At 72.6% G+C, this 15,020-nt stretch carries 11 protein-coding genes; 7 read left to right on the forward strand and 4 right to left on the reverse strand.

The window, feature by feature from the left end; genetic code table 11:
• Nucleotides 1-63 precede the first annotated feature (63 nt).
• Nucleotides 64-1,368, reverse strand: a complete 1,305-nt coding sequence (locus tag LADH09A_RS08985; RefSeq protein WP_238644408.1) for a sensor histidine kinase — start codon at nt 1,366-1,368, stop codon at nt 64-66.
• 371 nt (nt 1,369-1,739) lie between these two features.
• On the opposite strand from LADH09A_RS08985, the gene LADH09A_RS08990 reads away from it, so the two are divergent.
• The 6 genes from LADH09A_RS08990 (at nt 1,740) to LADH09A_RS09015 (ending at nt 8,694) form a co-directional block, all read left to right on the forward strand.
• Complete coding sequence (locus LADH09A_RS08990) at nt 1,740-2,510, forward strand: redox-sensing transcriptional repressor Rex (protein ID WP_030329747.1); 771 nt, start codon at nt 1,740-1,742, stop codon at nt 2,508-2,510.
• Nucleotides 2,507-3,904 (forward strand): glutamyl-tRNA reductase, encoded by a 1,398-nt coding sequence (locus LADH09A_RS08995; protein ID WP_238644409.1) that lies wholly within the window; start codon nt 2,507-2,509, stop codon nt 3,902-3,904. Before LADH09A_RS08990 ends, LADH09A_RS08995 begins: the two co-directional genes overlap by 4 nt.
• A complete protein-coding gene (gene hemC, locus LADH09A_RS09000; protein ID WP_238644410.1) occupies nt 3,901-4,869 on the forward strand; it encodes a hydroxymethylbilane synthase in 969 nt (322 codons plus the stop codon). Before LADH09A_RS08995 ends, hemC begins: the two co-directional genes overlap by 4 nt.
• Nucleotides 4,866-6,446, forward strand: coding sequence for a bifunctional uroporphyrinogen-III C-methyltransferase/uroporphyrinogen-III synthase (locus tag LADH09A_RS09005; RefSeq protein ID WP_238644411.1), 1,581 nt, complete (start codon nt 4,866-4,868; stop codon nt 6,444-6,446). The genes hemC and LADH09A_RS09005 overlap by 4 nt, the downstream gene beginning before the upstream one ends.
• Nucleotides 6,447-6,466: 20 nt before the next feature.
• Nucleotides 6,467-7,450, forward strand: coding sequence for a porphobilinogen synthase (gene hemB, locus LADH09A_RS09010; RefSeq protein WP_238644412.1), 984 nt, complete (start codon nt 6,467-6,469; stop codon nt 7,448-7,450).
• A 722-nt stretch (nt 7,451-8,172) separates the two neighbouring features.
• Nucleotides 8,173-8,694, forward strand: a complete 522-nt coding sequence (locus LADH09A_RS09015; protein WP_238644413.1) for a helix-turn-helix transcriptional regulator — start codon at nt 8,173-8,175, stop codon at nt 8,692-8,694.
• A 59-nt stretch (nt 8,695-8,753) separates the two neighbouring features.
• On the opposite strand, the gene LADH09A_RS09020 is transcribed toward LADH09A_RS09015, so the two are convergent.
• The 3 genes from LADH09A_RS09020 to LADH09A_RS09030 form a co-directional block, all read right to left on the reverse strand.
• On the reverse strand, nt 8,754-12,032 hold the full coding sequence (locus LADH09A_RS09020; protein WP_238644414.1) for a lamin tail domain-containing protein: 3,279 nt from the start codon (nt 12,030-12,032) through the stop codon (nt 8,754-8,756).
• 93 nt (nt 12,033-12,125) lie between these two features.
• A complete protein-coding gene (locus LADH09A_RS09025) occupies nt 12,126-13,142 on the reverse strand; it encodes a GNAT family N-acetyltransferase (RefSeq protein ID WP_238644464.1) in 1,017 nt (338 codons plus the stop codon).
• Between the two features lie 72 nt (nt 13,143-13,214).
• On the reverse strand, nt 13,215-14,540 hold the full coding sequence (locus LADH09A_RS09030; protein ID WP_443677152.1) for a lytic transglycosylase domain-containing protein: 1,326 nt from the start codon (nt 14,538-14,540) through the stop codon (nt 13,215-13,217).
• Between the two features lie 256 nt (nt 14,541-14,796).
• Between LADH09A_RS09030 and LADH09A_RS09035 the strand changes: the two genes are divergently transcribed.
• Nucleotides 14,797-15,012: an FmdB family zinc ribbon protein gene (locus LADH09A_RS09035; protein ID WP_238644416.1), complete on the forward strand. Its 216-nt coding sequence runs from the start codon at nt 14,797-14,799 to the stop codon at nt 15,010-15,012.
• Nucleotides 15,013-15,020: the final 8 nt, after the last annotated feature.

Genomic DNA, 15,020 nt, shown 5'->3' on the forward strand with positions numbered 1-15,020 from the left:
CTGATCACAGCATCTCCTTCGTTCGCAACTGCGGGGCTCGCAAACCCGGCTCACTCCTCGCGCTCACAGGGGAAGCTCGGCGCGGATCTCGGTGGGGCCGCCGACCGGGCTGACCACCATCAGCTCACCACCGGCGGCCCGGACCCGGTCGGCGATGCCGGCCAGCCCGTGCCCCTTGGCCAGGTGTGCGCCGCCCTGGCCGTCGTCGCCCACCCGCACCTGGAGGTGGTCGCCCTGCCGGGCGACCGCCACCACGGCCTCGGTGGCCCGGGCGTGCTTGGCCACGTTGGTCAGCGCCTCGGACACCACGAAGTACGCGGTGTTCTCCACCGCCGGGTCGAGCCGCCCGCCCGGGGTGCCGAGCTGCGGATCCACCTGGAGCTCGATCGGGATCAGCCCGCGCCCGGCGATCGCGGCCAGGGCGCTGGGCAGGCCCCGGTCGACCAGGATCGGCGGGGCGATACCCCGGGACAGCGCCCGCAGCTCGGCCAGCGTGTCCCGGGTCTGGGTGACCGCCTCGTCGATGGTCCGGCCGGCCGCCTCCGGGTCGGAGGCGAGCTGCATCCGGGCCCGGCTGAGGTCCATCGCCAGGCGGACCAGGCGCTGCTGGGGGCCGTCGTGGATGTCGCGTTCCAACCGGCGCAGCGCGGACGCCTCGGCGGACACGGCGGCCCGTTTCTGCTCCTCCAGCACGGTGATCCGGTCGCGCATCTCGGCCACCCCGGTCAGCATGGCCTTGGCGAAGCTGGCCTGGAGAAGCGCGCAACCCCGGACCACGATCGGCAGGGTGATCAGGAAAAACACCCCGATCGCGGTGTTCAGCCCGATTCGGGCGGTGGTCGAGTCGCCCAGGCCGAGCAGTTGGGCCAGGTCCTTGTCACCCTCGCCGTCGGCGCGGGGCAGGGCCCAGTCGTAGGCCCAGTACAGCGAGCCGGCGACCGCCCCGGCCCACCAGATGACGGCCACCACGAAGGTGCCGGCCGCCGCGATCAGCCGCAGGATGCCGTGCGCCAGGTCGAGCCAGGACTGGGCGTCCCGCATCGGCACGAAGATCCGCCGCCAGGCGTTCGCGCCCGTCTCGGGCAGCCGGTAGTGCGGCCGGATCCGGGGCTGCCGGAGCACCGCGGGCAGCCGCAGCCGCTCGATGTCGGCGAGCCCACGGGCGGCGTACAGGGTGCCGCTGAGGATCGGCAGACCGATCACCGTCACCACCAGGCCGATGCCGACCGCGGTGCCGACGATGAGGACGACGAAGCTGGCCACCGCCAGGGGCAGGCCGAGCAGCACGTACCCGGAGTCGACGAAGAGCTGGCGGGGGATGCTCGGTGCCAGCGTCGGTTGGTCGCTGGTGGCGGCAACGGCGGTCATGCCCAAAGGCTAGGCAACCGGGCTGCCCGTCCCCATCCCGAAGCCCTGCCTCTCCCTCGTAGTGCTGCCCCTACCACCTGCGGGGACGCCCCTCGGAAGCCTCGGCGCGGGATTGGTCAGAGAAGTCGGGATTGAGCAATAATCGCCCCGGCGGCGCGGGCGGAGACCCGTTGGATCGATCTTGCGGAATGGAGGTGCTGGTGAGGTTGCGTGACGCAGCGGCAAGATCGCGATTTGTGCACGTCTTCACAAGCGCCTACTCTGTGACTCCGACGCGCCCTGCTAGCACAGCCGGCAACCTCGGTCGCCAGCGGGAGTCCATAAGCGGCCGACCAGCGGAGTTGGCCGAGGATCGCACCGCACGGAGTCTCATGAGTCAGCACCGTCACCCAGGCGCGCCCGGCCGCGCCGGTGCCGTACCGGCGCTACCGGATCTGCCCGAGGCGACCGTCGCTCGGCTCCCGGAGTACCTGCGCGCGCTGCACAACCTCGCCGACACCGGGCACGAGACCGTCTCCAGCGAGGGCCTCTCCGCCGCCGCCGGCGTCAACTCCGCCAAGCTCCGCAAGGACCTCTCCCACCTCGGCTCGTACGGCACCCGGGGCGTCGGATACGACGTCGCGCTGCTGATCGAGCAGATCGAGTATGTGCTCGGGCTCACTCAACGCCGGGCGGTCGCCCTGGTCGGCGTGGGTAATCTCGGTCACGCTCTGGCCGGCTACGACGGCTTCGCCAGCCGGGGCTTCCGGATCGCCGCACTGCTCGACGCCGATCCCTCCCGGGTCGGTGAGGAGATCAACGGCCTGGTTGTCCGGCATGTCGACGACCTGCCGACCGTCGCCGCGGAGGAATCGCTCGCGATCGGCGTGATCGCCACCCCGGCCGCCGCGGCCCAGCAGGTCGCCGACCAACTGGTCGCCGTCGGCGTGACGAGCATCCTCAACTTCGCACCGTGCGTACTCTCGGTTCCGGAGGGAGTCGACGTGCGCAAGGTCGACCTCGCCATCGAGCTGCAGATTCTGTCCTTCCACGAGCACCGCAAGGCATCGCTGACCGCGCTGCCCGCCACCGGCGGGTCCGCTCTCACCGCCCTGCCGGGCGGGTTCGCGGCCACTGATACCCAGGAGGCGATCGGCACGTGAAACTGCTCGTCGTCGGCGCGTCCTATCGGACCGCCCCGGTCGCCACGCTGGAGCAGCTGGCTGTGCCCCCCGCCGACCTGACCCGCACCCTGGACCGCCTGATCGCCCAGCCGTACGTGGCCGAGGCGGTGATCGTCTCCACCTGCAACCGGGTGGAGGTCTACGCCGCCGTGTCCGGTTTCCACGGCGGGCTCGGCGACGTCTGCGCCGTCCTGGCCGAGCAGGCCGGCAGCCCGCCGGCAGCGCTCGCCAGCCACCTGTACGTGCACTACGACACCGCCGCCGTCGACCACGTCTTCCGGGTCGCCACCGGTCTCGACTCGATGGTGGTCGGCGAGGCGCAGATCCTCGGGCAGCTGCGCGACGCGTACCACTGGGCCACCGGCGCCGACTCGGCCGGCCGGCTGCTGCACGAGCTGATGCAGCAGGCGTTGCGGGTCGGCAAGCGGGCCCACGCCGAGACCGGCATCGACCGGGCCGGCCAGAGCGTCGTCACCGCCGCACTGGAGCTGGCCGCCGGGCACCTCGACGGCGACCTCGCCGGACACCCGGCCCTGGTGGTCGGTGCCGGCGCGATGGGCTCGCTCGGGGTGGCCACGCTGTCCCGGCAGGGCGCCGGGCCGCTCACCGTGAGCAACCGGGGCGCCGACCGGGCCGTCCGGCTCGCCGAGTCGTACGGGGCGAGTGCCGCGCCGATGACCGAGCTGGCCGACACCCTCTCCACAGTGGACATCGTAGTGGCCGCCACCGCGTCCACCGAACCGGTCCTCACCCGTTCGGTGGTCAGCGCGGCGCTGGCCGAACGGGACCCGGCCCGGGGCCCGCTGGTCCTGCTCGACCTGGCCGTCCCACGCGACGTCGAGGAGGGTGTGGCCGAGCTGCCCGGCGTCGAGGTGATCGACATCGACCGGATGGCGGCACTGCTCGCCGACGGTCCGGCGGCTGCCGACGCGGCCGCCGTCGAACGGATCGTGCTGGGCGAGGTGGAGGGTTTCCTCACCTGGTTGCGCGGTGCCGACGTGGCACCCACCGTGGCCGCGCTGCGCGGCCGGGCCGACGACGTGGTCACCGCCGAGCTGCGCCGGCTCGCCCAGCGTCGCCCCGACCTCGGCGACGACCTGCGGGCCGAGGTGGCCCGCACCGTGCACCGCGTCGTGCAGCGACTGCTTCACCAGCCCACCGTCAAGGTGCGCCAGTTGGCCGCGGAGCCCGGCGGCGACCAGTACGCGGCCCTGCTGCGCGAGCTGTTCGACCTCGAGGTGCCGCAGACCTCACCGGTGGACACCGTCCCCGACGTGCTCACCCCCGACCTCGGCATCGCCCTGCCCGGCACCGACCCGGTGTCCGGAGCCGACGCCGCCGAGCCGACCCCGCCCACCGGAGGTGCGCGATGACCGCCCCCCTGCGCCTCGGCACCCGGGGCAGCGCCCTGGCGATGGCCCAGTCCGGCCAGATCGCCGAGGCGCTGACCGCCGCCACCGGCCGCCCGGTCGAGCTGGTCGAGGTGATCACCGCAGGTGACCGCTCGAGCGCGCCGGTGCACCGGCTCGGCGTCGGGGTGTTCGTCTCCGCGCTGCGCGACGCGCTGACCGCCGGGACGATCGACTTCGCGGTGCACTCCTACAAGGATCTGCCCACGGCCGCCGCCGCCGGGCTGCACATCGCGGCGGTGCCGGCCCGGCTGGACCCGCGCGACGCGCTGGTCGCCCAGGGCGGCCGGACGCTCGCCGAGCTGCCGCCCGGGGCCACCGTGGGCACCGGCGCGCTGCGCCGGATCGCCCAGCTGCACGCGCTCGGCCTGCAACTGGAGGTCACCCCGATCCGCGGCAACATCGACACCCGCCTGGCGCGGGTGCTCGGCCCCGATGCCGACCTCGACGCCGTCGTCCTGGCCCGGGCCGGGCTGGCCCGGATCGGTCGGGCCGACGCGATCACCGAGACGCTGGACCCGATGCTGATGCTGCCCGCGCCCGCTCAGGGTGCGCTGGCCGTGGAGTGCCGGGTCGACGACCAGGACCTGGTCGAGCTGCTCGCGGTGCTCGACCACGCACCGTCGCGAGCCGCGGTCACCGCGGAACGCGCGTTTCTGGCGACCCTGGAGGCCGGGTGCAGCGCACCCGTCGCCGCCTACGCCGAACTCGCCGAAGGTGACGACGGCGATGAGATCTACCTGCGCGGGGCGGTGATCAGCCCGGACGGCACTCGTGACCTCCGGCTGTCCCGCACCGGAACGCCCGCCGACGCGGCGGAGATCGGTAAGGCACTCGCCGCCGAACTCCTCGACCTCGGCGCCGACTCGATCCTCGGCCACGAAGGACACACCGGCCCGGGGACCCAGCAATTTGGGAGCACAGGATGACCCGCACCCGTAAGCCCGTCGGCCGTATCGCGTTCGTCGGGGCTGGCCCCGGTGACCCGGGTCTGCTGACCCGTCGGGCACACGACGCCCTGGTCGACGCCGACCAGGTGATCTACGACCGGGGCGTCCCGGAGTCGTTGCTCGCCGTCGTACGCGCCGAAGCCAGGGACGATGCCGAGTTCACGCCGGCCGAGGGCGCGCCCGGGGACGTGGCGAAGGTACTGATCTCCGCGGCCCGTTCCGGGTTGAACGCGGTGCACCTGGTCGCCGGCGACCCGTTCGGCCACGACTCGGTGGTCAAGGAGGTGCAGGCCGTCGCCCGCACCGCCGCCCACTTCGAGGTGGTGCCCGGCGTCGGCCAGGCCGAGGGTGTGGCCACCTACGCCGGTGTGCCACTGCCGGGTGTGCGGACGGCTGCCGACGTCGAGGATGTCAGCGCCCTGGACTTCGAGGCGCTGGCCACGGCCGTCGGCCGGGGTTCGCTCGCACTCGCCGTGGACGCCGGTGACCTCGCCGCCGTCCGGGACGGGCTGCTCGCCGCAGGCGTCGACGGCACCACCGGCGTCGGCGTGACCGGCGACGGCACCGGCGAGACCCAGTACACGACCACGTCGACCGTGGACAGCTTCGTGGCCGCCGCGCTCGGCTTCACCGGCCGGGTGGTGCTCACCGTCGGTGTCGGGGTGGGTCAGCGCGACAAGCTGAGCTGGTGGGAGAACCGCCCGCTGTACGGCTGGAAGGTGCTCGTCCCCCGCACCAAGGAGCAGGCCGGTGTGATGAGCGCCCGGCTGCGTGCGTACGGGGCGATCCCGTGTGAGGTGCCGACCATCGCGGTCGAGCCGCCGCGCACCCCGGCGCAGATGGAGCGGGCGGTCAAGGGCCTGGTCGACGGCCGGTACGCCTGGGTGATCTTCACCTCGGTCAACGCGGTCCGCGCGGTCTGGGAGAAGTTCGCCGAGCACGGTCTGGACGCCCGGCACTTCGGCGGCGTCAAGATCGCCTGCATCGGTGAGGCGACGGCGGACGCGGTCCGCGCGTTCGGCATCCAACCGGAGCTGATCCCCACCGGGGAGCAGTCCTCCGAGGGGCTGCTGGCGGAGTTCTCCCCGCACGACGAGATCCTCGACCCGGTGGGCCGGGTGCTGCTGCCGCGCGCCGACATCGCCACCGAGACGCTCGCCGCCGGGCTCACCGAGCGCGGCTGGGAGGTCGACGACGTGACCGCGTACCGGACGGTGCGCGCCGCGCCGCCGCCCGCCGAGATCCGCGACGCGATCAAGTCGGGCGGGTTCGACGCGGTGCTCTTCACCTCGTCCTCCACCGTGCGCAACCTGGTCGGCATCGCCGGGAAGCCGCACGCCCGGACCGTTGTTGCCGTCATTGGGCCCAAGACGGCGGAGACCGCGACGGAGTTCGGCCTGCGGGTCGACGTCCAGCCGCCACACGCCTCGGTGCCCGACCTGGTGGAGGCGCTCGCCGCCTACGCCGTCGAGCTGCGCGAGAAGCTGGCCGCCATGCCGGCCAAGCAGCGCCGCGGCTCGAAGGTGCAGGGCCCGACCGCCCTGCGCTTCCGGTAGTCGTTCGAGGAGGCCCTTCCATGTCGTACCCCGAGATCCGGCCCCGCCGGCTGCGCCGCACCCCGGCGATCCGCCGGCTGGTGTCGGAGACCCGAGTCGACCCGGCCGAGCTGGTCGTGCCGATGTTCGTCAAGGAAGGGCTGACCGAGCCTCGGGCCATCGGGTCGCTCCCGGGGGTGCTCCAGCACTCCCGGGACTCGCTGCGCAAGGCGGCGGCCGAGGCGGTCCAGGCCGGCGTCGGCGGGATCATGCTCTTCGGCGTGCCGGAACAGCGGGACCCGACCGGCTCCGGCGGCATCGACCCGAACGGCATCCTCAACGTCGCGATCCGCGACGTGGTGGCCGAGGTGGGTGACGACACCGTGGTGATGAGCGACCTGTGCCTGGACGAGTTCACCTCGCACGGGCACTGCGGGCTGCTCACCCCCGACGGCGAGGTCGACAACGACTCGACCCTGGCCGCGTACGCCGAGATGGCGGTGGCCCAGGCCGCCGCCGGGGTCGGCATGGTCGGGCCGTCCGGGATGATGGACGGCCAGGTCGGCGTGGTACGCCGGGCCCTCGACGCCGCCGGCTACCAGGACGTCTCCGTGCTGGCGTACGCCGTGAAGTACGCCTCCGCCTTCTACGGCCCGTTCCGGGAGGCGGTGGAGTCGGCGCTGGAGGGCGACCGACGCAGCTACCAGCAGGACCCGGCCAACCTGCGCGAGTCGCTGCGCGAGGTGGCGCTCGACGTCGCCGAGGGCGCCGACCTGGTGATGGTCAAGCCGGCGCTGCCCTACCTCGACGTGGTGTCGGCGGTGCGGGCCGCGGTGGACGTCCCGGTCGCCGCCTACCAGGTCTCCGGCGAGTACGCGATGGTCGAGGCCGCCGCCGCGAACGGCTGGATCGACCGGGAGCGCGTGATGCTGGAGACGCTCACCTCGATCAAGCGGGCCGGCGCGCAGGTCATCCTCACCTACTGGGCGGTCGAGGCCGCCGGGTTGCTGCGCCAGCGCTACTGACCCCCAGATCCGACCCTGGCCGCGCTGTCCTCCCGGCGTGCGGTGGCGGAGCCGACTCACGCACGGCCGGCGCGGCCTGACCGCGTGTCCCGTCGCGGGCGGCGCGGTAGCGCCTTTCGGACGTACCGCAGCTCGTGGGACCGACCGATCTGCGGGCTTGCGGACCTGCTGGCTGTGGATTTGCGAACCTACGGACCTGTGGACCTGCGGACCTGTGGACCTGCGGACCTGTGGACCTGCGGACCTGCGGACCTGCGGACCTGCGGACCTGCGGACCTGCGGACTCACAGACCTGCGGACCCACAGGTCTGCGGACCTGCCGACGTTGCGGACCTACCGGCAACACGGCTTGCGGAGAGTAACCAGAGGACGAGCGGCCACGAACCCCCCTTCCCGCCTTTGCTCTGCACCCACGACGGCGACGCTCACCCTCCGCTTCTGGTGCATATCGAACTGCAGAGCAAAGGGGGCGGGCTAGGGGTGGTGTGTCTGCCGGTGGGGATGGGGATTTCCCTGGTCAGCCCGGTGGTGTCTCCCGGCTGGTCCCGCTGCTCGTCGAGGCAGCGTAAGCCCCGTGACGCGCTGTAGTGGCGGTGGTAATTGGTGCCGCGAACACGGACAGTGACCCGCCGATCCGTGGACGATGTCCACAGGTCAGCTGGTTGTCCACAGGCGCGGCAAGCGGGATTGCGGCCAGCTCCACCAGGCGGGACGGTGGCGGCATGAGTGATTCGTCAGCCTCAGCCGAGCCGGTCCTGCTCACCGAGCCTTCCGACGCACCCTGGCCGGCCGCCGGCATCGTTCGGGCGGTCCGCCGTCGCGCCGACCTGAGCCAGCGCGAGCTGGCCCGGTGGGCAGGTGTGCACCATGCCACCATCGGCCGGATCGAGGCCGGCCGCATGGTGCCGAGCATCGTTCTGCTCCGGCGCATCATCGGCGTGGTGGGCTGCCGGCTGGCCGTGGTTGACGAGTTCGGCCGGGTGCTCAAACCGATGCAGGACTGGCAGGACACGTACAACGGCGCGGATCGTCGCTACCCGTCGCACCTCGACACCATTCTCGACCCTGAGCCGGGCGAATGGTGGGCGGACATCTACGGCCTGGCCCGCCCACCCGAAACGTTCTACCGCAACCGGGCGATTCGGGACGCGATGCGGCGCCGTAGCCAGTGGGAGGTGCGGGTGGCCCAGCAACGGCACCTGCCCCGACCGCCGTGGCCCCCGCGTGGGGTGGTCTCACCGTGAAACCAGCGAGGCCCGCCGATCCGAAACGGACCTGCGGGCCTCGCCGGGAACGCGCGACGTCAGTCGTCGTTGGTGATCGTGCCAACCGCCAGCGGGTCGGCCAGCCGCAGGCCGGGAACGCCGGCCACCAGCAACGTCAGCTTCTCGTCCGTCTCCCGCTTGCGGTCACCGCGCACCGTCACCGGGAACGCCACCGACGTCTGCCCGGCCGCCAACACCTTGCAACCGGCGTACGGGTCGAAGTCCGAACCACCCTGCGCCGTGACGCCGACGGTGGTGGCGCACAGCAGCACCGGCTGGGACAGCGGCCGGGACACCGTGGCGGTGAAGGTGAGCTGCCGGCTGCCCTGGTTGCCCTCGACCACCGCCGTGTCGGCGACTGTCAACGACGCCCGAGACCGGAACCGGGCCACCTGCGGGTCGTGGTCGCTGGAACCCCGCGACCCGTCGCCGGTGAACTCCGCCGGCCAGTCGGCGTTGATGTGCGCCGCCCGCACCTGCACCAGGTCGCCGTAGAACGCGTCGTTGACGAACAGGTGATCGAGCGTCTGCGCCTGCCCCTCGAAGCTGTACGAGTACGCCGACGCCGGCACGTCCGCCACCAGGTTGTCCCACAGGTTGTGCAGGCCCGCCTCGTAGAGCGGTGCGAGCTGGTCCGAGGGCGTGGGCTGGCTGCCGGTGGCAATGGGATCGTCCGGGCGGGGGAAGACGTTCAGGTCCCCGCCGTAGACCACCCGGGCGGTCTGGTCGGCCGCCTCGATCGCGGTGACGATCGCCGCGCCGTAGCGCGCCTGCTCCCGCCGCTGCCCGACCCGACTGTCCGGGCCGGAGGAGTAGTGGTTGCTGAGCGCGTACAGGGTGAACCGCTCGGTCGAACCGGGTGACGCCGCCACGGTGAACTTGCCCAACTGGGGGGCGCGGGTGAAGACGTTGGCGCCGTCTCGGCCGGTCGAGGTGTCCACGTCCGACGGCAGCACCGCGTTGAGGGCCTTCGGGTTCTGCACGTCCGCGTTGGCCGGCAACCCCGCAGCGCGGTACTGGACGGTCGGCGCCGAGCCCAGCAGCGGGTCGTTCGCCGTCGCGGGGGCCAACGACAACCGGTCCGTGCGGTACAGGAAGGCCGCGGTGATCCCGCGGGCGTCCGCGCCGGTCCGGTCGTAGGCAGCGGCGTACGCCGGCCCACCGGCCGCCGCCACCGCGAGCGCCAACTCCTGGATGCTGTCTGGAGCGCCATCCGCGTTGTTGGTGTCGCCGCAGCTCAACGTGGTGCCGGAAACCGTGCAGATGTCCTGGTCCTCGGCCTCCTGCACCAGGATCAGGTCCGGTGCGTGCAGATCCTTGACGATCTGGTCGGCGAGCGCCCCGAGCTGCTGCCGGTAGTCCGCCTCACTGCTCGGCACGTAGTCGAACGGCGGGTCGACGCCCGGGCAGCCGGCGTTGCCGGTGAAGTCACAGCCGTCGAACGGGTCGTCCCGGTAGTCGTACAGGTTCTCCACGTTGTAGGTGGCGACGGCCACCTCCTGCGACCGGTCGGCCGGCTTGGGCGGGTTGTTCTTCGACGGGTCGGCCCCGGCGTCGAACTCCGCCCGCTCGACCTGGACGCCGTACTTCTCGAACGAGTAGTAGACCCCGCCCACCGCGTCCGCGCGCAGCGTGTCGAAGGTGTGCGCCGGCGGGAGCAGCGCGGCGCTGTCCCCGGCGGTGGCCTTCACGCCCATGCTGCCCAGCAGCGTCCGCTGGCCGTTGCCGTCGTCGAAACGGCGGGTCGGGTCGTTGTCCAGCGGGTGCGAGTCACGGAAGACCCGCCGGGTGTACGGGTCGGCACGGTCGAGTAGCGGGTCGTCCCGGTCCACCACCCACAGCTCGGCGTCGGCCGTGGACGAGAAGACGTCCCGTCCGCTCACCGCGCCGCTGCCCGCGCGTACCCGCATCCGGGCGCCCTCGTGCCGCTCCCAGAAACGCTGCGCGTCGGTCAGCTCGGCCGGCGGCACCGCGTCGGTGACCGCGACCGCGGTGTCCACGGCCAGCCCGCCGCCGATCCGGCGAACCAGCGAAGCGCCGGAAAGCTGGGTGAAGCTGTAGTACTCCGACACCCGGGCCCGCAGCACGACCTCGTCGCCGACCGTCGGGACGTAACCGCCGATCAGCGAGGTGAACGTGCCCATGAACACGAAGATGCCGTCGGAACTGGTCGGGTCGCCGTCGGTGTCGCCCACGCGGCTCTGGAGGAAGAAGCCGTGCTGCTCCGCCCCGGCCGAGGTGCGCGCCAGGGTCAGCTGGGTGATCACGCCGCGGACGTCGTACATCGTGCTGCTCGTGCCGTTGCCGCTCGCCGGTGCGAGCGGCGACCGGTTGGTCGCAGCGGGCTCGGCGTCGGTGGTCGGGCCCTGCACCTCGCCGACGGTCAACTCCCGGGTCACCTGCACGGCCAGCGCGCAGCTCGCGGTGCCACCGTCCGCGTCGGTCGCGGTGAGGGTGACGGTGTACGCCCCGGCGGTCAGGTCGGCGCTGGTGCCGATCGTCGCGCGGGCCGTGCCGCCCAACCCCTCGGCCGGGGTGAACGCTGTCCGGGTGATCGAGCCGTTGGTCGGGGTCGGGCTGACCGCGGTCACCGCCAGGTCGACGATCGTGTCATCGGGGTCGGTGGCGGTGACCTCGCGCGTCGCGGCCGTGCCCGCCGCCGTGACCAACGGGCCGCCGCAGGTCAGCGTGGCCGGCGTGTCGACCGGGCCGCCTCCGTCGACGGTGTGCGAGCCGAGCCCGTCGAAGATGTCGACCGGGAAGCCGGCCCACTGTGCGGCCGGGTCGAACGCGTCCGACGTGTCCGTGTCGCCGGCGGTCACGGTCGGCAGCCGGCGCAGGGTGTTGTCGGCCGTGCTGGTCGCACCGGCCCCCCACTCGGTGCCCGGGTCGACCCCCACCTGCCCGATCGAGTCGAGCACGGTGGTGCCCCGGCGCAGCACGATCGCGTCGTCACCGTTGAACAGGCTCGCCCCGGTGGTCTGGTCGGCCTGGGCGAGGATGGCGGCCCCCGCAGAGGCGCTCGCGAACACGAACACGTCACCCGCGGCCACGGTCCCGGTCAGGGCGATCGTGGTGGCCGTGGTGGAGCCGTTGAAGTGCAGCTGCAGCTGGTAGCCGCCGGCCGTCAGGTCCACGGCGGCGCCGGTGCCGTTGAACAGCTCGATCGCCTTGTTGTTCGACGAGCCTTCGACGTACTCCGAGATGAACAGGTCGGTGGGCGCGGCGCTGGCCGCGGTGGGTGCGACGCCGAGCGCCGTGATGGTCACGGCGGCGGTGGCGGTCGCGAGCGCGGCGAATGAGCGGCGCGGGCGCATAGGGCCTCCACGATGGGTGGATGGGAGTCAACGCACGTTAAGGTGCGCGACTGTCCACCGTCCATCCCCTAGTGGACAGTTTCGTGAATTCCCTCAGCGGGGTGGATCGAGGCGGTGCACCAGCTCAGCGACGTCGACGCTGTATTCGCACCAGTCCCGGTCGGAGCGGTAACCCAGCTCCGCGTTGACCTTCAGCATCGCCTCGTTGGCCTGCGCGTTCCAGGTCTGCACCTCGATCAGCTCCGGCTCGGCGGAGCGCAGCTCCAGCAGCATCCGAGCCTTGATCGCCCGGTCGATGCCGTAGCCCCGGTGGTCCTGCGCGACGATCGTGTCGTACTGGTCGGCGCGGGTCGGGTGCTGCGCGGGAACCACCACCTCGGTCAGGCCGGCCACCTCGCCGCTCTGCTCGTGCCGGGCCAGCACGATGTACGGCTTCATGCCCCGCCGGTGCAGGGTGTCGAGGCTGTCGCGCAGCCGCTCCGGGTCGTAGGAGCTGGGGCGCAGCTCACCATCGTCGACGTCGCGCACCTCGGCCTTCGCCCGCGCGTACGCCTCGATCAGGTCGTCCGGTGGACCGCCGGGGAAGAACTCCAGGTGGTAACCCGCCCCGATGCCGGTCGCCATCTCGGCCAACTCGGCCCAGTCGACAGCGGTCAGGTCGAGCACGCTGCGGGTCTCCACGTATTCCCGAAGGAAGCCGAGCGACTCGTAGAAGGCCAGCGCCGGCGTGTCGCCGACCACCTCCACCCCGATCGACCGGAAGCCCTCCTGGTAGACCCGGCGGGCGGCGCGCAACACCAGGTCACGACCAAGGCCGCTGCGCCGTACGGACGGGTGCACCAGCACCTCGAGCACGCCGATGTCACCGAGGAGCAGCACGTGCACGTGGCCGAGCACCGCGCCCGGGTCGCCGGAGGCGGTCGGCTCGGCCTGGGCGATCCAGGAGATCCGCCGCTCGCCGGGCATCACCTCGGCGAGGTATTCCCGCAGCGAGGTCTCCCGCCACGGCGGGTCCTGCGGCAGATCAGCCGCCAGGACCGCGTTCAGCGTGGCCAGCAGCGACGCGATCTCGGCGGACGACGCGGTCCTGGGGTCCCACTCGCGCACCATCACCCGTCTAGCTTGCCGCTAACAGAGGCCCGGGGGAAGTGTCCAGTTCTCCAACGTATCGAGACGATCACTTCACGAGCGACTGGCCCGTCCGTACTGGTTCGCGGTGTCGTACACGTCCTGGGCGTAGCGTCGCACGTCGTTGTAGGAGAGGATCGCGTTCCACCAGTCGCCCGGAATGCTCAGGTTCCGGCCACCCTTGCAGAGGTAGTTTCCCGCTGCCAGGGCGGCGTCGTCCAGGTCGTGCGGGTCCTTCCTGCCATCGTTGTCGGCGTCCGCGCCGATCTCCTGCCAGGTTGTCGGGATGAACTGCATCGGCCCGATCGCCTTGTCAAGGACCGGGTCTCCGTCGAGCGCCCCACGGTCGGTGTCGATGATCCGCATCCGGCCGTCCTTACCGTCCAGCGGCAGCCCGATGATCTTCGGTAGCGCCATGCCGTCCGGTCCCAACCGCGCGCCGTTGGCCGAGCCGTGCCCCGATTCGACCTTGCCGATCGCGGCCAGCGTGGTCCAGCTCAGCGCGCAGCTGCGGTTGGTCTGGGCGAGCACCAGCTCGGCGTACCCGTACGCCTGCATGGCGGTCGCGGGGACACCGACCTTGGCACCGACCTGCTGAGCCCAACCGGCCAGAGCGTCCGACGGTCGGCCCCCGACCGGCCCGATGGCGGGCCCGGTCGGCAGCCCACTGCCGGGCAGGCCGCCACTGGGCAGCCCACCGCTGGGCAGCGGGCCGGTCGGCACCGACCCGGTCGGCAGCGGGCCGGTGGGGACGCCGGACGGCGCCGCTGGCGGCGTGGCCGGCGTGGCGGAGGAGTCGGCGGCGACCGGACGTGGCGCGCGGATGGTGGCCGGCACGAGTAGCGCGCCCGCCGCGGCGGTCGCGGCCACCAGCGCCAGCAGGAACACACCGGGCAGGGTGAGCCGACCGCTCGGCCGACGAGCCCAGGCGCGGGTCGCGTGGGCGGCGGAGGCCGCCGCCCGGCGTGGCTCCAGTCGCACGGCGTGTGCGAACGGCACCCGCCGTCGCCGGGCGGGGTTGGAGGCCGCCACGACGGGTACGCCGTCCACCATGGTCTTCGCCGGGTCCGCGGTGGCGGTCTTCGCGTCGCCGGTCTCGGCGGTCTTTGTGTCTCCGACCTCGGCGGTCTTCGCGTCCCCGGCTGCGGCGGCGGGTTTCGCACCGCCATCGGCGGTGAGGGTCTTCGCGTCGGTCGGCGTGTCGGCGCTCGGCGCGACCGGGTCACCGGCGCTGCCTTCCGCCTTCGCATCCTCCACCGTGGCGGCCGCGGTTTTCGGGTCCGCGGTCTTCGGGTCCGTGCCGGGCGTGCCCGAGGGCTTGGTGCCGGCGGCGGTGGCGGTGGCGTTCGCATCCGGGCCCGCGGCGGCGCTCGCGTCCAGGCCGGCACCGGGGGCGTTCGGGGCGGGCGTGGCCGCTGGTGTGGTCGGCCCGCTCCCGGAGCGCCCGCTCAGCCATGGCCTGCGGGGACGGGGCACCGCGCGCACCGGATCAGGCGCAGCCCCCGAGCCCTCCAGTGGGCCGTCCAGCGGCGCGGCCGGTCGTAACGGTTTCACTCGCGTGTCGTCCTCGCCGTCCACCACCCTTCGAGTATCACCCATGCCCCGCCGAACGTCAGATCCACGTACCCTGGGTGCCATGCCCCGGTACGAGTTCCGCTGCCGCGCCTGCGGCGACACCTTCGAGGTCAACCGTTCGATGGCTGCGGCCGGTGAGCCGGCCACCTGCCCGCAGGGACACGCCGACACGGTCAAGCTGCTTTCCGCGGTCGCGTTCACCAGCCGGGGCGGTTCCGCCGGTGGTGCTCCGGCACCCGCCGGTGGGGGCTGCTGCGGCGGCGCCTGCGGCTGCTGATCGGGCCA

Source organism: Micromonospora cabrerizensis, from assembly GCF_022230955.1.
In the GTDB taxonomy this organism is placed as follows: Bacteria; Actinomycetota; Actinomycetes; order Mycobacteriales; family Micromonosporaceae; genus Micromonospora; species Micromonospora cabrerizensis.

Coding starts and splice junctions, on each gene's coding strand:
- LADH09A_RS08985 (WP_238644408.1), bottom strand. CDS start 1,368: ATGACCGCCGTTGCCGCCACCAGCGACCAACCGACGCTGGCACCGAGC.
- LADH09A_RS08990 (WP_030329747.1), top strand. CDS start 1,740: ATGAGTCAGCACCGTCACCCAGGCGCGCCCGGCCGCGCCGGTGCCGTA.
- hemC (WP_238644410.1), top strand. CDS start 3,901: ATGACCGCCCCCCTGCGCCTCGGCACCCGGGGCAGCGCCCTGGCGATG.
- LADH09A_RS09005 (WP_238644411.1), top strand. CDS start 4,866: ATGACCCGCACCCGTAAGCCCGTCGGCCGTATCGCGTTCGTCGGGGCT.
- hemB (WP_238644412.1), top strand. CDS start 6,467: ATGTCGTACCCCGAGATCCGGCCCCGCCGGCTGCGCCGCACCCCGGCG.
- LADH09A_RS09015 (WP_238644413.1), top strand. CDS start 8,173: ATGAGTGATTCGTCAGCCTCAGCCGAGCCGGTCCTGCTCACCGAGCCT.
- LADH09A_RS09020 (WP_238644414.1), bottom strand. CDS start 12,032: ATGCGCCCGCGCCGCTCATTCGCCGCGCTCGCGACCGCCACCGCCGCC.
- LADH09A_RS09025 (WP_238644464.1), bottom strand. CDS start 13,142: ATGGTGCGCGAGTGGGACCCCAGGACCGCGTCGTCCGCCGAGATCGCG.
- LADH09A_RS09035 (WP_238644416.1), top strand. CDS start 14,797: ATGCCCCGGTACGAGTTCCGCTGCCGCGCCTGCGGCGACACCTTCGAG.